Source organism: Delftia sp. S65, assembly GCF_016516495.1.
Taxonomy (GTDB): Bacteria; Pseudomonadota; Gammaproteobacteria; order Burkholderiales; family Burkholderiaceae_C; genus Comamonas; species Comamonas acidovorans.
In genome coordinates this window covers 216,432-234,224 of sequence record NZ_JACVUR010000002.1, presented here as the reverse complement: position 1 = coordinate 234,224, position 17,793 = coordinate 216,432, and the positions used below count along the sequence as shown (strand labels likewise).

Below are 17,793 nucleotides of genomic sequence, written 5' to 3'. Positions count from 1 at the left end.
GCCCGGGCGCGGCGCTGCTTACTTGAGCAGGCCTTCGGCCTTCATCGCGGCCTGCACGGCAGGGCGGGCCAGCACGCGCTCGCGGTAGGCCAGGAGGTTGGTCAGCTCGGAGATGTCCACGCCCACGAACTGGGCCCAGCCCGTCACGGTGAACAGGTAGGCGTCGGCCACGGTGAACTGCTCGCCCATCAGGTAGTCGCGGCCATTGAGCTCGCCGTCCACCCACTTGAGGCGGTCCAGCACACGCTGGCGCACCACGGGCTTGTAGTCGTCGGGCGTGGCGGGGTTGAACAGGGGGCCGAAGCCCTTGTGCAGCTCGGTGCCGATGAAGTTCAGCCACTCCTGAAGGTGGTAGCGGGCCATGGTGCCGTTGGCCGGTGCCAGCTTCTTCTCGGGGACCAGATCGGCCAGGTACTGGACGATGGCCGGTCCTTCATGCAGCGTGTCGCCGTCGTCGAGTACGAGGAAGGGAACATAGCCCAGCGGGTTGATGCCGTAGTAGTCCGTGCCGTCCTGCAGCTTGTGCGTCTTGGTGCTGGCCAGGACCGGCTCGTAGGCCAGGCCTGCCTCGTGCAGGACGATGTGGGGAGACAGAGAGCAGGCGCCAGGGCTGTAGTAGAGCTTCATGGTGGATGGCTTCCGATCAGGGTAAGAAAGACAAGCGCCCATGCTAACCCCATGTGCAGGGGCTGCGCATGATGGGACCGCGCTGGCGGCAGGGTTCAGGCCGACAGGCGCTGTGCAGCCCAGAGCACCTGTTCCAGCACGGCCTTCATGCCTTGCTGGTCCTGGGGGCGCTGCAGGCGGCCGGCCTCGTCGAATGCCTGGCCTGCCTGGCCGACGGCGTGGCTCACGGGGGCCAGCCAGCACTGCAGGTTCAGCAGCAGCGGCGCCAGGTGCGACTGGGCGCGCAGGCCGCCCAGGCCGCCGGGCGAGGCGCTGGCCATGCCCACGACCTTGCCGCGAAAGGGCAGGGTGCCATCGGACCAGACCGGATCACCGGCCACGGGGCTGGAAGCCCAGTCGATGGCGTTCTTGAGCAGGGCAGGGTAGCTGCCGTTGTACTCGGGCGAGCAGATCAGCCAGGCAGGGTGGCTGTGCAGCGCGGCCTTGAAGCGCAGCACGTCGGGCGGCGTGCCGCTGGCCTCCAGGTCGGCGTTGTACATGGGGATGTCGAAATCCGACAGCTCCAGCAGCGTGGGCTGGGCGCCCAGTTCGCGCGCCATGTCGGCGGCGGCGGCGGCCAGGCGCCGGTTGTGCGATTGTTGGCGGGTACTGCCCGCGAAGATGAGGATCTGCATGGCCGCCATTGCATCACAGGCCCTGCACATGTTTCTTGCAAGCGGGCCGCCCTGCGGGTGGCGGCGCGCAGCATCCTGCGGTGCACGCGCTGTGTCCGCCGCACTGTTTCACGTGGAACACCGGCACAGTGCCGGCCCGGTGGCGGGGCCGGCCGACCCCTTGCAAGGCATTGGTGCGGCAAAGGTGGGAAAATCGCGGGTTCCCCGCTGGGTTCCCCTCGCTACATGAACGAGGGCCACCTGCCATGAGCGCCGGAGCGTGAGTGCTCCGTGTCGGGGGCTTGGGCCGGGCAGGCCCCCGGAGTGATAAGCATGTTGTACCCACAGGAATTTGATGTGATCGTGGTCGGTGGCGGCCACGCCGGCACCGAGGCCGCGCTGGCCGCTGCGCGCATGGGCTGCAGGACGCTGCTGCTGAGCCACAACATCGAGACCCTGGGCCAGATGAGCTGCAATCCCAGCATCGGCGGGATCGGCAAGGGGCATCTGGTCAAGGAAGTGGATGCGCTGGGCGGCGCCATGGCGCTGGCCACCGATATCGGCGGCATACAGTTCCGCATCCTCAACAGCTCCAAGGGCCCGGCCGTGCGTGCCACGCGCGCCCAGGCCGACCGCATTCTCTACAAGGCCGCCATCCGCGACATGCTGGAGAACCAGCCCAACCTGTGGCTGTTCCAGCAGGCGGTGGATGACCTCATGGTCGAGGGCGACCGCGTGGTGGGCGCCGTCACCCAGGTGGGCGTGCGCTTTCGCAGCCGCACCGTGGTGCTCACGGCGGGCACCTTCCTGGACGGCAAGATCCACGTGGGCCTGAACAACTACGCGGCAGGCCGCGCGGGCGATCCGCCGGCCGTCAGCCTGTCGTCGCGGCTCAAGGAGCTGCAGCTGCCCCAGGGGCGCCTGAAGACCGGTACGCCGCCGCGCCTGGATGGCCGCAGCATCGATTTCTCGCAGTGCGAGGAGCAGCCCGGCGACGGCATGCCCGGTGGTGTCAACGAAGGCGTGCTGCCCGTGTTCAGCTTCATCGGCAATGCGGCCATGCACCCGCGCCAGATGCCCTGCTGGATCACCCACACCAACGAGCGCACGCACGACATCATCCGCAGCGGCTTTGACCGCAGCCCCATGTTCACGGGCAAGATCGAAGGCGTGGGCCCGCGCTACTGCCCCAGCGTCGAGGACAAGATCAACCGCTTTGCCGACAAGGAAAGCCACCAGATCTTCCTGGAGCCCGAAGGCCTGACCACCAACGAGTTCTATCCCAACGGCATCTCCACCAGCCTGCCCTTCGACATCCAGTACGAACTGGTGCGCAGCATGAAGGGGCTGGAGAACGCGCACATCCTGCGCCCCGGCTACGCCATCGAGTACGACTACTTCGATCCGCGCTCGCTCAAGAGCAGCTTCGAGACGCGCCAGATCCAGGGCCTGTTCTTCGCGGGCCAGATCAACGGCACGACCGGCTACGAGGAAGCGGCGGCCCAGGGCCTGTTCGCCGGCCTCAACGCCGCGCTGCAGTGCCGCGGCCAGGAAGCCTGGCTGCCGCGCCGCGACGAGGCCTACCTGGGCGTGCTGGTCGATGACCTGATCACCAAGGGCGTGACCGAGCCCTACCGCATGTTCACCAGCCGCGCCGAGTTCCGGCTGCAGCTGCGCGAGGACAACGCCGACATGCGCCTTACCGAGGCCGGCCGCGCCATGGGCCTGGTGGACGATGCGCGCTGGGATGCCTTCAGCCGCAAGCGCGATGCTGTTTCACGTGAAACAGAGCGCCTGAAGTCCACCTGGGTCAATCCGCGCATCGTCACGCCCGAGGAATCGGAGCGTGTGCTGGGCAAGTCCATCGAGCGCGAGTACAACCTGTTCGACCTGCTGCGCCGGCCGGATGTGGGCTACGGCAAGCTGATGAGCCTGAACGAGGGCCGCTATGCCTCGGCCGATGTGCAGCCCGACGTGCTGGGCGATCTCAGCGCCTCCGTGGTCGAGCAGGTGGAAATCGCGGCCAAGTACGCAGGCTACATCGACCGCCAGAAGGACGAGGTGCAGCGCGCCGCCCACTTCGAGAACCTGCGCCTGCCGGCCGAGCTGGACTACATGCAGGTGCCGGCCCTGTCCTTCGAGGTGCGCCAGTCGCTGCAAAAGCACAGGCCCGAGACGCTGGGCCAGGCGTCGCGCATGTCGGGCGTGACGCCGGCGGCAATCTCGCTGCTGATGGTGCACCTGAAGAAGGGGGGCTTTCGGGGCTTTGCACCGGATGTGACTGACGCGAAGGGCGAGGAGGCATCCGCATGAGCCAGGAACTGCGCGCTCCGCTCGAAGCCGGCCTGCAGGCGTTGGGGCTGGACCTCACCCCCGCCCAGATCGATACGCTGATGGAATTCCAGGCCCTGCTGGGCAAGTGGAACAAGGTCTACAACCTCACGGCCGTGCGTGATCCGCAGGAGATGCTGACCCATCACCTGCTCGACAGCCTGGCTGCCGTGCCGGCGCTGCAGCGCCATCTGGCACAGATGCCTGCGCGCGAAGGCCGCACCGCCATGCTGGACGTGGGCTCGGGCGGCGGCCTGCCCGGCGTGGTCTTTGCCATCTGCTGCCCGCAGATCGACGTGCACTGCGTGGACACGGTGGGCAAGAAGGCCGCCTTCATCCAGCAGGCAGCGGCCACGCTGCGCCTGTCCAACCTGCGCGGCATCCACAGCCGCGTGGAGCAGTTGACCACGCGCTATCCGCTGATCAGCTGCCGTGCCTTTGCCTCGCTGGTGGACTTCACCAGCTGGTCGCGCCAGGCGCTGGAGGAGGGCGGCACCTGGCTGGCCATGAAGGGCAAGCACCCCGACGATGAAATCGCCGCGCTGCCCGCCGACGTGCAGGTGTTTCACGTGGAACCATTGAAGGTGCCGGGCCTGGATGCCGAGCGCTGCATCCTCTGGCTGCGCGTTTGCGCCTGATTTTTTACTGAATGGCACACTGCCGCGTTGCGGCTGGGCCATGTTCCACATGCGCTGGCCATGGCCCTCGCATAAACTCCCAGCTTTCATCGCTCAGGGGTCAGCATGTTCGGCATCTCCGATTTCAGCGCATTCGTTGTTGCCATTCTTCTGTTTTTGCTGATTCCGGGGCCGGGCAATCTGGCGCTGATCACCTCCACCGGCAAGGGCGGCATACGTGCCGGAATGGCGGCCTGCGCCGGCGTGCTGGCGGCCGACCAGGTGCTGATCTGGATGGCCGTGGCGGGCGTGGCCGCGCTGCTGGCCTCCTATCCCACGGCCTTCCATGCCGTGCAGTGGCTGGGCGCCGCCTACCTGGGCTGGCTGGGTTTCAGGATGCTCACTGCCAAGCCCGGCGACAAGCCCGTGCTGCACATCGAGCCGCGCCACTACTTTCGCCAGGCCGGCCTGATCACCCTGATGAACCCCAAGTCCATCGTGTTCTACATGGCCTTCTTCCCGCTGTTCGTGGATCCCGCAAGCCACCAGGGCCTGCTCACGTTCGCGGTGATGGCGGCCACGGTGGCCGCTCTGACCTTTCTCTATTGCCTGATCGTGGTGCTGCTGACCGCGCATCTGGCCGAGCGCATGCGCGCCAATCCTGCGGTTTCCCGGGTTCTCGAAAAGACTGCGGGCGTGTTCCTGATCGGTTTTGGCCTCAAGCTGGCCATCGCCAAATAAGCGTGTAAATACCATGGCCAAAATCTTCTGTGTCGCCAATCAAAAGGGCGGGGTCGGCAAGACCACCACCGCCGTCAACCTTGCAGCGGGCCTGGCCAAGGTCGGCCAGCGCGTGCTGATGATCGACCTGGACCCGCAGGGCAATGCCACCATGGGCTCGGGCGTGGACAAGCGTGCGCTGGAGCTGTCGGTCTATGACGTGCTGCTGGAGAACGCCAGCGTCAAGGAAGCCGCCGTGCGTTCCGATGCCGTGGGCTACGACGTGCTGGGCGCCAACCGCGAACTCAGCGGCGCCGAGATCGAGCTGGTCACCCTGGAGCGCCGCAACGATCGCCTGAAGGGCGCCCTCAAGGCGGTCGATGCTGACTACGACTTCGTGCTGGTGGACTGCCCGCCCAGCCTGTCCATGCTCACCTTGAACGGCCTGTGCGCGGCCCATGGCGTGGTCGTGCCCATGCAGTGCGAGTACTTCGCGCTCGAAGGCCTGACCGACCTGGTCAACACCATCAAGCAGGTGCATGCCAACATGAACCCTGACCTGCAGATCATCGGCCTGCTGCGCGTGATGTTCGATCCGCGCACCACGCTGCAGCAGCAGGTCAGCGACCAGCTCAAGGAACACTTCGGCGACAAGGTGTTCGACACCGTCATCCCGCGCAATGTGCGCCTGGCCGAGGCGCCCAGCTATGGCGTGCCGGGCGTGGTCTTCGACCCGGGCGCCAAGGGCAGCAAGGCCTTCATCGATTTCGCGCACGAGATGGTGCGCCGCATCAAGAAGATGTGAGAGCCATGCAAGGTTCGACACAACACCCCCTGAGTCGCTTCGCGCCTTCCCCCTCTCCTGCGGGAGGGGGACGACAGCCTCGCTGCGGGGCGGCCCTTGCTTGCTGTCACTGGCCTTGGGCCACGCCGGTTTCATGGGCTGTAGGCGCAACTCAGCGCATTGGTTATTTAAATGGCTGAGCAGAACATGCAAATCGACGTGACTGCCGAGGACGTCTGGCTGCTGCCCGGCTGGCAGAACTCGGACGCCGACCACTGGCAAAGCCGCTGGGAGCAGCGCCACGGCTACCGCCGCCTGGAGCAAAACGACTGGGACCGTCCGCTGCGCGGCGACTGGAGCGCCAGGCTGCAGGAGACGGTGCTCGACGCGCCGCGCCCCGTGGTGCTGGTGGCGCACAGCCTGGGCTGCATCCTTGTGGCCTGGTGGGCGGCGCATTCTCCGCTGGCCGCCCGCAAGGTGCGCGGCGCGCTGCTGGTGGCCCCCGGCGATACCGAGCAGCCCCAGCTGCGCGAGCAATTGCCCGGCTGGTCGCCCGTGATGATGCAGCGCCTGCCGTTTGCCTCCATCGTGGTCGGCAGCGACAACGACATTTACTGCAGCGCCCAGCGCGTGCAAGCCATGGCCGATGCCTGGGGCGCACGCTTCGTCGACGCAGGGCCTTCGGGCCATCTCAACACGGCCAGCGGGCTGGGCGACTGGGACAGCGGACACGCGCTGCTGGCATCGCTTTGACAAGGACAACACCATGGTGACCAAGAAACCCAAGGGACTGGGACGCGGGCTGGAAGCCCTGCTCGGACCCAAGGTCCACGACAAGGAAGAGGGCGGCGGCCCGGTGGCCGAGACCGGCCTGCCCAGCATCCTGCAGCTCGACGTCATGGTGCCCGGCCAGTACCAGCCGCGCACCCACATGGACGAGGGCGCGCTCTACGAACTGGCCGAAAGCATCAAGGCCCAGGGCATCATGCAGCCCATCCTGGTGCGCCGCCTGGCCAAGGGCGACCACGCCGGCAAGTACGAAATCATCGCGGGCGAGCGGCGCTTCCGTGCGGCCCGCATCGCCGGCCTGGCCGAGGTGCCGGTGCTGGTGCGCGAGGTGCCCGACGAGGCCGCCGCCGCCATGGCGCTGATCGAGAACATCCAGCGCGAGGACCTGAACCCGCTGGAAGAGGCCCAGGGCCTGTCGCGCCTGGTCAAGGAATTCGGCCTCACGCACGAGCAGGCGGCCCAGGCCGTGGGACGCTCGCGCAGCGCAGCCACCAACATCCTGCGCCTACTCAACCTGGCCGACCCGGTGCAGACCATGCTCATGGCCGGCGACATCGACATGGGCCATGCGCGCGCCCTGCTGTCGCTGGACCGCGCGGCCCAGATCACGGCCGGCAACCAGATCGCGGCCAAGAAGCTGTCGGTGCGCGAGGCCGAGGCCCTGGTCAAGAAGATCGGCGCCGACTTCAGCCTGGTGCGCCAGAAGTCCAAGAAGGACGGCAAGTCGCGCGACATCAAGCGCGTGGAAGAAGAGCTGTCCGACCTGCTCATGGCCGATGTCGAAGTGCGCATCAAGAAGTCCGTGCGCCGTGGCGGCAAGCTGCAGGAAATGGGCGAAGTGGCGATCCAGTTCGGCTCGCTCGATGCGCTCAACGGGCTGATCGAACGTTTGCGCGGCGATGCACCCGAGTGATGACAACAGCTTGTAACCGTCTGTGATCTGTCGTTCTCCAGCAATGCAGCGCTTTTTCGCAAGGGTGAATCCCGGTATATTTGCGCGCTGTTATGCGGGGTAATTGTGTGTAATCGCTGACTGGCGACGCTGCCAGTGCGTGGATGCCCATTGCCCTGGCGCTGATTCACCTAGACCAGACCAAGAGGATTACAACGTGAAGAAGTATCTTGCCCTGACTGCCATCGCTGCCGTGGCGCTGACCGGCTGCGTGACCACCGACATGCGCATGGGCTCGCCCGAAGCCAAGACCGTGGCCACGGGCGCCGCAGGCGGTGCCAGCGCCGAGAACGCCAACACCGAGCTGGAGCGTTGCGACTCCTCGCTGGGCACCATCTCCCTGGTCGAGAACCAGACCGCGGGCTGGTACACCATCCTCACGCAGCAGTACCGCCTGCCGCCCACCTCGCAGCTGCTGCGCCTGATGATCCAGCAGTCCAACTGCTTCATCGTCGTGGAACGCGGCGCGGCCGGCATGGGTGCCATGGCGCGTGAACGCGCGCTGATGGACTCGGGCGAAATGCGCGGCGGCAGCAACCTGGGCAAGGGCCAGATGGTGGCCTCCGACTACGGCCTGTCCCCCGAAGTGATCTTCAACCAGAGCGATGCCGGTGGCATGGGCGGCGCCATCGGCGGCCGCGCAGGCGGCATCTTCGGTGCGCTGGCTGCAGCCACCAAGACGCGCGAGGCCTCGGTCATGCTGGCCCTGGTGGACAACCGCTCGGGCGTGCAGGTGTCGGCTTCCGAAGGCTCGTCCTCCAAGACCGACTGGGGCGGCATGGGCGCGCTATTCGGCGGCTCCGCTGGCGCCTCGCTGGGCGGCTACACGCGCACGGCCGAAGGCAAGGTGATCGCCGCCGCCTTCATGGACGCCTACAACCAGATGGTGCGCTCGCTGCGCAACTACAAGGCGCAGACCGTCAAGGGCCAGGGCCTGGGCGGCGGTGGACGCCTGGGCGTGGACGGCGGTGCCGCACCGTCGCAGACATCGGCTCCGGGCGCCAATGCCGCCGGCATGTCGCTGCGCGCCGCACAGCAAAAGCTCAATGCCCTGGGCTACACCGCAGGCACGCCTGACGGCTCCATGGGCAAGAACACCCAGAACGCCCTGCGCGAGTTCCAGCGCGACCAGAGCCTGCCGCAGACCGGCCGCCTCGACCGTGCCACCTCGCAAGCACTGCAACAGCAATAAGCGGCTCCCGGCCGGAGGGCGCGCATGATGCGGCGCCTTCCCTGGCCGGCCCCGGCCCTTCTTGCCTGGGCGGGCGCCTGGCTTGTCTACGCCGCGCTGCAATCGACTCTAGGGCCGCTGGCCGCCTGGCTGGCGGCCTGTTTTTTGGGCGTGCTCGCCAGCCTGCTGGCCACGCCCTGGTGGCGGCGCCTGGCCGTGGCGGCGGGATTTCCGCTGTCCTGCCTGATGCTGTGGGGGCCGGGCGGTCTGGCCGCCATCAGCCCCTGGCTGTGGCTGGCGGCGCTGGGTCTGCTGACCCTGGTCTACCCGCTCAACGCCTGGCGCGATGCGCCGCTGTTTCCCACGCCGACCGATGCGCTGCAAGGCCTGGCCGATGCCGCGCCGCTGCCCGATGGCGCCGCCGTGCTCGATGCCGGTTGCGGCCTGGGTGACGGCCTGCGCGCGCTGCGCGGCCAGTACCCGCAGGCGCGGCTCAACGGCATGGAGTGGAGCTGGCCGCTGCGCTGGCTGTGCGCGCTGCGTTGCCCCTGGGCCCGCGTGCGCCGCGCCGATATCTGGCTGGCCGACTGGAGCGGCTACCAGATGGTCTACCTGTTCCAGCGCCCCGAAAGCATGGGCCGTGCGGCCGTCAAGGCCGCCACGGAGCTGCCCGAAGGCGCCTGGCTGGTCAGCCTGGACTTTGCGCTGCCCGGCGTGGAGCCCTCCTGGCAGCGCCAGGGACCGGGCCGCCACAGCCTCTGGGTCTACCGCATGCCGCTGGGCGGTGCCGGCGAGGCCGTGGTGCATGTTCCCGAGCCCGAGGAAACGCCTTACGAAAAGGCGCGGCGGGAACTGCAGGAACGCCGGTGAGGGGCCGTGCCGCCTACTTCTTCGCGCTGGCCTTGCTCACGTAGAGCGACAGCGCGGCGATCTCGGCCTCGCTGAGCGTGGCCTTGAACGAGGGCATGGCGCCTATGCCGTCGCGCAGTGCGCGGGCCACACGCGCGGCGTCGGGCTTGAGCTCATCGAGTACGGGGCCGATGGCGCCCTCGGCACCCGCGTCCTTGAGCGTGTGGCACAGCGCGCAGGCGGGCGTGGCCGTGGCGAACAGCTTCTTGCCCAGGGCCATCTGGGCCGCTTCATCGGCAAAGGCGGGGGCGGACAGCAGGGCGCTGCCGAGCAAAGTGCTGCCCAGCAGGGCGGTGTGGATCAGGTGTTTCATCGTGAACATGGCAATGGGGGTACGGGCCCGCCACGGTCTGGCGCCGTGTGCGGGAGGTGACGGGAGTGAAGAGAAGGGGGGCGGGATGAGCGCGCGGGCCGTGTTCAGGCCACGGTGACGGTCACGGCGTGGTCGGCCCAGCTGGTGTTGTTGTAGCCACTCTGGTTTTCGCCGCGCGTATCGGGCTGGACCCGGCCGCGCGCGTCGGTGGCGCGGCTGGCCAGCACATGCGTGCCCTTGGGCAGGCGCGCCTGCAGCACGAACTGGCGCCAGGCGTACTTGCCCAGGTCGGGGCCGACCAGGCGCGCGGCCTGCCAGCTCTTGCCGCCGTCCGTGGACACCTCCACGCCCTTGACGGCGTCCATGCCGCCAAAGGCCACGCCGTGGATCTGCACCAGGCCGGCGGCCTGCCCGCCGTCCTCGGGCAGGGGCGAGTTGATCCAGGACTTGACGCTCATCTCCTGCACCGAGGGCTGGCTCGGGTCGCCCTTGCTGCCGGGCGGCGAGATGCGGTAGCCGTGGGACATGATGTGGGCCTCGCTCTCGCGCGGCGTGAAGGCCAGCTGCTTGATGTACTTGATGTTGTTCACGCCGGTGTAGCCGGGCACGATCAGGCGCAGCGGCCCGCCATGGGCCAGCGGGATGGGCTCGCCGTTCATCTCCCAGGCCAGCAGGGCGTCTTCCATGGCCGACAGCGGCACCGAGCGCTCGACGATGACGCTCTTGGGGTCCAGCCCCGCAGGCAGCACCTCGCCGCCCGTGCCGGTCATGTAGAGACCGCCGTCTGACACACCGCCCAGGGCCTTGACCACCTCGCGCACGGGCACGCCGCTCCAGACCACGCAGCCGGCCGCACCCACGGTCCAGGCCGTGCCGCTGGGCTTGCTGGGAAAGAAGGCCCGGCCATTGCCCGAGCACTGCAGCACCATGGCCACGGTCTCCAGTCCCAGGGACTTGAGTTCGCGCACGCTGAGGCTGCGGGGTTGGCGCACGCCCTCCACCTGCAGCTGCCAGGCATCGCGGTCGGCCACGATGGATTCGGGCGGCGTGGGCAGGTTGTTGCGCACATAGAGCTGGTCGCTGGGCGTGATCACGCTGGTGCCGAAGGCGCCGCGCCGCGTCTCTATGGTGGTGGAGCTGTGGACGATGAGGGCATCGGCCTTCTTCCAGCCCGCGTAGCCGGGCAGGGGCTTGGCCGCCGGTGCTGCCGCAGCTGCGGGTGCCTGGGCCTGGGCTTGGGCCAGTGCGCCCTGGTGCAGACCGGCCAGGCCTGCGGCGGCCAGTGCGCTGGCGCTGCCGGCCAGCAGGCTGCGGCGCGCGGGGGAGGTGGGCGATGTCGGCAAGTGGTTCATGGGTGTCTCCTCGTGGTGGTTGTCATCGGGCATCTCATGGGGCAGGGGTGCCCAGGGCCTTGCTGGCCACGGCCAGGGCCTGTTTCTTCTGGGCCACCAGCACCAGCGGCCGGCCTTCGCGCGAGCGAACGACCTGCCAGTGCATGTTGGCCCACCAGCCCTGGCCATCGGCCAGGCGCTGGGGCTGGTCGAAGGCCAGCACGGTGACGATGCCGCCCTTCTCGAAGAAGGTGGTCAGGTGGTAGGCGCGCGTGCCGTCGATGTCGCAGGGCCGCATCAGCTGGGTGTAGCCGGGCAGCTTCTCGCCGGCCGGCAGGTCCATGCGGCGCGCCACCTCGGCCTCGGGCATGAAGCTGCCGCGCAGCGTACGCTCGTAGTACTCGTGCTCGATGGCGGCGCGCACCAGCTCGGGCGGGCGCATGGCGAACACGGCGGTGGCGGCCGAGCTGCCCACCAGCAACGCGGCGATCAGGCGGCGCACGCCGCTGCGCGCATGCCAGGGCGTGTGGCGCAGCAGATGGGCGGGCGGCTCGCCGTGCGGTCCGGGGTCGAAGGCCAGGGCCAGTTCGGCGCGTGCGCGCAGGTCGAAGGCCGATTCGTCGGTTGTGTCCGGGGCAGTCATTTCAAGCCTTGGTATCGGGTGGCGCGCAGCGGGGTGGGGCGCAGCGGAATCACGCTGGCAGTCTCTGGAGCAGGCGCCGGGGCGGCCTGCTCCAGCGCCGCCTTCAGCGCATCGCGGGCGCGTGACAGGCGCGACAGCACCGTGCCCGGCGCAATGTCCAGGGCCTCGGCCATCTGGGCCGTGGGCATGTCGTCGAAGTAATAGAGCACCAGCACTTCGCGGTGGATGGGCGCGATGCGCGCCAGCGCCTTGACCACGTCGAGCCGGTCGTCCAGCGCCGAAGGCGAGGGGGTGGGGGCGGGATGCTGGTCCAGCGCCTCGTCATCGCTGACCAGATGGGCCGATGGCGCAAGGTGCCGGAAGGCATGGCGGCGCATGATCTGGAACAGCCAGGCCCGCGCCATTGCGGCCTCGCGCAGCTGGTGGCGAAAGCGCCAGGCGCTGGTGAAGCAGTCCTGTACCACATCCTCGGCCAGCGCGCGCGAGCCGGTCAGCGCCCAGGCGCTGCGCAGCAGGAATCGGTAGTGCTCGCGCACCCACTGGTTGTAGCGCGACTCGGCGGTGGAGATCATGCGGCATAAGAGCACGCAGGGCGCCGCCGCATTCCATGGCCTGCCTATCGGCAAACCCTATATCGGATCAGCTATCGCGAAGAGGCGATGGTTCCCTGTCATTCCATGGTCGGCCGCGATACAGCGCCTGTTCCGACCCTGTGGGCAGCGGAGCCGGCCTGCTGCCCGAAGAACCGTGCCGGAGGCATGCCCACCGTGCGGTGCACCATGGCGCTGAAGGCGCTGGGGCTGTAGCCCAGCTCGGCCGCGATCTGCTGTATGGGCAGGCCGCGCGCGGCCAGGCTCAGGCCGTGGGCCAGCACGACTTGCTGGCGCCAGGTGGTGAAGCTGCAGCCCAGCTGCTGCTGGAACAGCCGAGCCACGGTGCGCGGGCTGGCGCCGGTGTCTGCAGCCCAGTCGGCCAGGCTCTCGTGCTGGGTGGGGTCGGCCACCACGGCCTCGCAGAGCATGCGCAGCCGTTTGTCCTGGGGCATGTTCACGCCAAGGTGGACTTCGCTGGCCCGGCGAAGCTCTTCCAGCAGCAGGGCGCTCAGATGGTGCTCGCGCTGCAGGGTGGCGGCGTCGGGTGCGGGCTGGTCATCGCTTTGCTTGGGCAGGGCCGTGATCAGCTCGCGCATCAGCGGCGAAACCTCCAGCACGCGGCAGCGTGCCCAGTCCTGCGGGTTGCAGGCCACGCCGCAGGGCGGGAGGTCCGGCAGTACGGGACCCTGGGCCGGATCGTCCTGCAGCACGTAGATGGAGACGAGATCGGCTTCCTCGACCATAGCCACCGCGTGGACCAGGCCGGGCGGAATCCACACGGCCTTGGAGGGTGGTGCGATCAGCGTGCCCTGGGGGGCCGACAGGTGCAGCACACCGTCCAGCGAGATGGCGATCTGTGCCCAGCTGTGGCTGTGCGGTATGACGCGCGTGCGTGCCGACAGGCGGTGCTGCTTGGCGCGCACGGGGCGCTGGGGCGTGGGCACGAACAGGTGAGGATGCAAGGCCTCCACCGGCTCCATCGGCCGGGCCCTGCGCACCGACCGCAGTGCGGCTGCGGGGCAGGCGCTGGGCAGGGTGTCGGCAAGGGTGTGGGCAGGGGTGTGGGCAGGGGTGCCGGGCGTGGAGACAGGCTTTGGCATGTTTGCGACAGAAGTTGGCAGACTATCGCATACAAGACGAAACGCTGCTGCCTAAGATGCGGCCCATGACCGCCTCTTCTTCTTCCATGCCGGACGCCGTGGCTCCGGACCCGCTGCGCAGCGATGTGCGCACCATCGGCCTGATCGGCCTGGCGCATGGTTCCTCGCATTTCTTCCACCTGCTGCTGCCGCCGCTGTTCCCGTGGCTGATCGCCGAGTTCGGCTACAGCTATGCCGAACTCAGCGTGATGGTGTCGCTGTTCTTCGTGGTCTCCGGCGTGGGACAGGCCATGGCCGGCTTTGCCGTGGACCGCTTCGGCGCGCGCCCCATTCTGTTTGCGGCGCTGGGCAGCTTCACCGTGGCGGGCGTGGTCGCCAGCCTGGCACAGGGCTATGGAATGCTGCTGCTGGCAGCCTTCTTCGCGGGCCTGGGCAATGCGCCCTTCCACCCGGTGGACTTCACCATCCTCAACAAGCGCGTGTCGGCCAAGCGCATCGGCCATGCGTTCTCGGTGCACGGCCTGTCGGGCAATATCGGCTGGGCGCTGGCGCCGCTGTTCATGGCGGGCATCACCACGGCCACGGGCTCGTGGCGCCTGGCCTGCCTGTGCGGCGCGGCCCTGGCCGCCGTCATCCTCACCATCATGGTGCTCAACCGCGAGGCGCTGGACGACCGTGCGGCCGATGCCCAGGCCCCCGCGGCGCGCGCCGCTGCAGCCGCCGTGCCGCAGGAGCATCCCATGGCCTTCCTGAAGCTGCCCTCGGTCTGGCTGTGCTTCTCGTTCTTCTTCTGGAGCACCTGCGCGCTCAGCGCCATCCAGAGCTTTGCCAGCCCCGCCATGCAGTCCATGTACGGACTGCCGCTGAGCGTGACGGCGCTGATCGTCACGGGCTACATGCTCTGCGGCGCGGCAGGCATGCTGGCCGGCGGCTTCCTCGTGGGCCGCGTGCAGCGGCTGGAGAAGGTGATTTCCATCTGCATGCTGGGCTCGGGCGTTGCGCTGTTTCTGGTCGGCACGGGCTGGCTGCCGGCCATGGCGGCCGTGGCCGTGGCCTCCATCGCGGGCCTGGGAACGGGCCTGGCCGGTCCCTCGCGCGACATGCTGATCAAGCGCGCCGCGCCCCCCGGCGCCACCGGTCGCGTCTATGGCACGGTGTATTCGGGCCTGGACCTGGGCTTTTGCCTGGCCGCGCCGGTGTTCGGCTACATGCTGGACCACGGCATGAGCCACGGCGTGTTCTACGGATCGGCCATTGCCCTGGTGCTGAGCGTGGTGTCGGCCGTGGTCGTGGGCGATGGCGTGAGCAAGAAGGGCGGCATGGCGCTGAGCGCGGGCTGATCCCGGGTCTCGCTCCCCACAAGGCCCCGCAGGCCAAGGCTTGCGGGGCCTTTGCTTTGGGCGGTGAGATGGGCAAAACAGGCACGGCAATTGCGTGCGCCCTGCGCGGCGCCTGCTATCGTGCAGGCACAACTTTTTCAACACAGGAGACCTGTCCATGCGTTCCGCCTTCGCACCGCTTTCCCTCATGTTCCGCAGCGCCCCGCTGGCGCTGGCCCTTGCCATGGCCGGCCTGTCCGGCAGTGCCCTGGCTGCGCCCAAGGCCGATATCCAGGCGCTGGCGCAAAAGCACCAGCAGCCCTTGCTGGACACGCTGCGCGACCTGGTGCACATCGAGTCGGGCAGCAAGGACATGGAGGGCGTGGAGCAGATCGCCAACTATGTGGCCGGCAAGCTGCGCGAGCAGGGCGGCAAGGTCGAGATCCTGCAGCCCACCGACGTCTACCGGCTGGGTGACACGCCCGAGAAGATCGGTCCCATGGTGCATGCCGAGTTCAAGGGCAAGGGCACCAGCCGCATCATGCTGATCGCCCACATGGACACGGTCTACCTGCGCGGCATGCTCAAGGACCAGCCGTTTCGCATCGACGGCGAGCGCGCCTACGGCCTGGGCATTGCCGACGACAAGCAGGGCGTGGCCCTGATCCTGCACACCGTGGCCATGCTGCGCCAGCTGGGCTTCGACAACTACGGCACGCTGACCGTGCTGATGAACAGCGACGAGGAAATCAGCTCGCCCGGCGCGCGCAGCACCATCACGCGCATGGGCGCCGAGCAGGATGCGGTCTTCTCGTTCGAAGGCGGCGGCACCGACGGCGGCGTGCGCCTGGCCACCAGCGGCATCGGCGCGGCCTACCTCAAGGTCGAGGGCAAGGCCTCGCACGCGGGCGCCAAGCCCGAGGACGGCGTGAACGCGCTGTACGAGCTGTCGCACCAGCTGCTGCAGATGAAGGACCTGTCCAAGCCCGAGACCGGCCTCAAGCTCAACTGGACCGTGGCCAAGGCCGGCACCAACCGCAACGTCATTCCCGCCGAGGCCACGGCCCAGGCCGACGCCCGCGCGCTGCGCGTGGCCGACTTCACGGCGCTGGAGCAGGCCATGCAGGCCAAGGTGGGCCACAAGCTGCTGGACGCCAGCAAGGTGCAGCTCAAGTTCGAGGTGCGTCGCCCGCCGCTGGAGGCCAACGAGGCCTCGCGCAGCCTGGCCAAACAGGCGCAGACCATCTACAGCGATGAGCTGGGCCTGAAGATGAGCGTGATGGAAAAGGCCACGGGCGGCGGCACCGACGCGGCGTTTGCGGCGCTCAAGGCCAAGGGTGCGGTCATCGAGGGCTTTGGCCTGAGCGGCTACGGTGCGCACTCCAATGATGCGGAGTATGTGCAGCTGAACACCATCGTGCCGCGCCTGTACCTTGCCACGCGCATGATCATGGATCTTTCCAAGTAAGCGTCGGCTCCCGGGCTTCTCAGGAGCGGCAGCACCCCATGCGTCAAGCCGTAGCAGACGTTGGCTTGAGTCGCTTTTTCTGACCCTGCCGGGAGGTTGTTTTTCGAGGCCGGGTCTCGGCCCGGCGGCCGACGGCCCTTTCTTGATTCGCCAAGAAAGGTCAGGTCAAAGAAGGCGACCCGGACGTCCGCGACCCCTGCGCTTCGCTACGGGGCAACCTGCGTCGTGGCGGTTGCGGGGTTCGCTGCGGAACTCGCTGCATTCACTGCGTGAACTCCGCTCAGACAACCGCAGCGAGTCAGTTGACGAAGCAGTTCTGTCCTTCGGCAGGACTGCAACCCCGCAACCACCACGCCACAGGCGCGGCCATACGGGAGTGAACAGCAGGCGTCGGTAAAAAAGGGCATGCCTTGCGGCATGCCCTGAAGGCGCATCGTGGGGCGCTCTGTGTTCTTTACTGCGAAGAGATGTTCTTGTCCTTGGCGATCTTGCTCCAGCGCGTGAAGTCGGCATTCAGGCGCGCCTTCATGGCCGCGCCGTCCTGGTAGGTGGCGATGGCGCCTGCGGCCAGCATCTTCTTTTGCAGCTCGGGCTCGGCCAGGATGAGCTTGAGCTCCTGGTTCAGGCGCTGGACCACGGCGGGCGGCGTGTTCAGCGGGGCGATCAGGCCGCCCCAGGTGTCGGCGTCGAAGCCGGGGAAGCCCTGCTCGGCCACAGACTTCACGTTCGGCAGCAGCTGCTTGGCCTTTTGCGAGCTGACGGCAATGGCGCGCAGCTTGCCGGCCTGGATGTGGGGCAGGGCCGCGACCACGTCGGCGAACATCACGGCGATCTGGCCGCCGATCAGGTCGGTCACGGCCGGCGCGCTGCCGCGGTAGGGCACGTGCTGCATGTCGAAGCCGCCCAGGTCCTTGAGCTGCTCCATGGACAGGTGGCCGAAGCTGCCCGTGCCCGAGCTGGTGTAGTTCAGCGCGGGCTTGGCCTTCTTGGCGTGCTCGATCAGCTGCTGCAGGTTGGTCACGTCCGGCAGCTCGCGCGGGTTGATGACGATGGCCATGGGCAGGTCATAGACCGTGGCCACGGGCAGGAAGTCCTTGCGCACGTCGTACAGGTTGTTGTTGAACAGCATGGGCGCCAGCAGCGCGGGCATGCCGAACATGGACAGCGAGTAGCCGTCGGGCTGCGACTTGATGAAGGCCGCCGTGCCCACCGAGCCCGAGGCGCCAGGGCGGTTGTCGATGACGATGGTCTGGCCCAGGCGCTCGGTCAGGCGCTGCGCGACGATGCGCGCGGCCGTGTCGGTGGGGCCGCCGGGCGGGAAGGCCACGGTCAGCTTGATCAGCTTGTCGGGCCACTGGCTCTGGGCCCGGGCGGCGGGGGCCAGCGTGGCGATGGCGGTGGCGCAGGCGGCGGAAAGGATCTGGCGGCGCGAGGCCTGGAAGGGGGTGGAAGTCATATGTCTCCTCAAGCGGG

At 68.2% G+C, this 17,793-nt stretch carries 18 protein-coding genes; 10 read left to right on the top strand and 8 right to left on the bottom strand.

The features are described from left to right. Positions 1-18: 18 nt before the first annotated feature. Positions 19-627 carry a glutathione transferase GstA gene (gene gstA, locus IAE24_RS02995; RefSeq protein ID WP_013799958.1) on the bottom strand — a complete coding sequence of 203 codons (609 nt, stop codon included), beginning with the start codon at positions 625-627 and terminating at the stop codon, positions 19-21. Between the two features lie 95 nt (positions 628-722). Beyond that, positions 723-1,310 (bottom strand): NADPH-dependent FMN reductase, encoded by a 588-nt coding sequence (locus IAE24_RS02990; RefSeq protein WP_063327851.1) that lies wholly within the window; start codon positions 1,308-1,310, stop codon positions 723-725. 303 nt (positions 1,311-1,613) lie between these two features. Here IAE24_RS02990 and mnmG point away from each other — a divergent pair, with 303 nt between their 5' ends. From mnmG to IAE24_RS02950, 8 genes are all read left to right on the top strand, one after another. Beyond that, a complete protein-coding gene (gene mnmG, locus IAE24_RS02985; protein WP_012201986.1) occupies positions 1,614-3,593 on the top strand; it encodes a tRNA uridine-5-carboxymethylaminomethyl(34) synthesis enzyme MnmG in 1,980 nt (659 codons plus the stop codon). Beyond that, positions 3,590-4,249, top strand: a complete 660-nt coding sequence (gene rsmG, locus IAE24_RS02980) for a 16S rRNA (guanine(527)-N(7))-methyltransferase RsmG (protein ID WP_099750991.1) — start codon at positions 3,590-3,592, stop codon at positions 4,247-4,249. Before mnmG ends, rsmG begins: the two co-directional genes overlap by 4 nt. Positions 4,250-4,354: 105 nt before the next feature. Next, complete coding sequence (locus tag IAE24_RS02975) at positions 4,355-4,969, top strand: LysE family transporter (protein WP_012201988.1); 615 nt, start codon at positions 4,355-4,357, stop codon at positions 4,967-4,969. Between the two features lie 13 nt (positions 4,970-4,982). Continuing rightward, positions 4,983-5,753, top strand: a complete 771-nt coding sequence (locus IAE24_RS02970) for a ParA family protein (protein WP_034397528.1) — start codon at positions 4,983-4,985, stop codon at positions 5,751-5,753. Positions 5,754-5,939: 186 nt separating this feature from the next. Next, positions 5,940-6,485, top strand: coding sequence for an RBBP9/YdeN family alpha/beta hydrolase (locus IAE24_RS02965; protein WP_043783088.1), 546 nt, complete (start codon positions 5,940-5,942; stop codon positions 6,483-6,485). A gap of 13 nt (positions 6,486-6,498) precedes the next feature. Next, a complete protein-coding gene (locus tag IAE24_RS02960; protein WP_013799965.1) occupies positions 6,499-7,434 on the top strand; it encodes a ParB/RepB/Spo0J family partition protein in 936 nt (311 codons plus the stop codon). A 196-nt stretch (positions 7,435-7,630) separates the two neighbouring features. Continuing rightward, positions 7,631-8,665: a peptidoglycan-binding domain-containing protein gene (locus tag IAE24_RS02955; protein ID WP_013799966.1), complete on the top strand. Its 1,035-nt coding sequence runs from the start codon at positions 7,631-7,633 to the stop codon at positions 8,663-8,665. Between the two features lie 24 nt (positions 8,666-8,689). Beyond that, positions 8,690-9,514, top strand: a complete 825-nt coding sequence (locus IAE24_RS02950) for a class I SAM-dependent methyltransferase (RefSeq protein WP_192368560.1) — start codon at positions 8,690-8,692, stop codon at positions 9,512-9,514. A gap of 13 nt (positions 9,515-9,527) precedes the next feature. Here IAE24_RS02950 and sorU read toward each other — a convergent pair whose 3' ends face one another. The 5 genes from sorU to IAE24_RS02925 form a co-directional block, all read right to left on the bottom strand. Beyond that, on the bottom strand, positions 9,528-9,875 hold the full coding sequence (gene sorU, locus IAE24_RS02945) for a SorU family sulfite dehydrogenase c-type cytochrome subunit (RefSeq protein WP_034397533.1): 348 nt from the start codon (positions 9,873-9,875) through the stop codon (positions 9,528-9,530). Between the two features lie 95 nt (positions 9,876-9,970). After that, on the bottom strand, positions 9,971-11,218 hold the full coding sequence (gene sorT / locus IAE24_RS02940; RefSeq protein ID WP_199958661.1) for a SorT family sulfite dehydrogenase catalytic subunit: 1,248 nt from the start codon (positions 11,216-11,218) through the stop codon (positions 9,971-9,973). A 34-nt stretch (positions 11,219-11,252) separates the two neighbouring features. Further along, complete coding sequence (locus IAE24_RS02935; protein WP_012201996.1) at positions 11,253-11,840, bottom strand: hypothetical protein; 588 nt, start codon at positions 11,838-11,840, stop codon at positions 11,253-11,255. After that, a complete protein-coding gene (locus tag IAE24_RS02930) occupies positions 11,837-12,412 on the bottom strand; it encodes an RNA polymerase sigma factor (RefSeq protein WP_013799971.1) in 576 nt (191 codons plus the stop codon). Before IAE24_RS02930 ends, IAE24_RS02935 begins: the two co-directional genes overlap by 4 nt. Before the next feature lie 98 nt (positions 12,413-12,510). Next, positions 12,511-13,533, bottom strand: coding sequence for an AraC family transcriptional regulator (locus tag IAE24_RS02925; protein WP_199958663.1), 1,023 nt, complete (start codon positions 13,531-13,533; stop codon positions 12,511-12,513). A gap of 65 nt (positions 13,534-13,598) precedes the next feature. Between IAE24_RS02925 and IAE24_RS02920 the strand changes: the two genes are divergently transcribed. Both IAE24_RS02920 and IAE24_RS02915 read left to right on the top strand, forming a co-directional pair. Continuing rightward, a complete protein-coding gene (locus IAE24_RS02920; protein WP_043795639.1) occupies positions 13,599-14,873 on the top strand; it encodes an MFS transporter in 1,275 nt (424 codons plus the stop codon). A gap of 157 nt (positions 14,874-15,030) precedes the next feature. Next, positions 15,031-16,320 carry a M20/M25/M40 family metallo-hydrolase gene (locus IAE24_RS02915; RefSeq protein WP_012202000.1) on the top strand — a complete coding sequence of 430 codons (1,290 nt, stop codon included), beginning with the start codon at positions 15,031-15,033 and terminating at the stop codon, positions 16,318-16,320. A gap of 454 nt (positions 16,321-16,774) precedes the next feature. On the opposite strand, the gene IAE24_RS02910 is transcribed toward IAE24_RS02915, so the two are convergent. After that, the gene (locus tag IAE24_RS02910; RefSeq protein ID WP_013799975.1) at positions 16,775-17,776 is read right to left on the bottom strand and encodes a Bug family tripartite tricarboxylate transporter substrate binding protein; all 1,002 of its coding nucleotides are present in this window, start codon (positions 17,774-17,776) and stop codon (positions 16,775-16,777) included. Between the last annotated feature and the right edge of the window lie 17 nt (positions 17,777-17,793).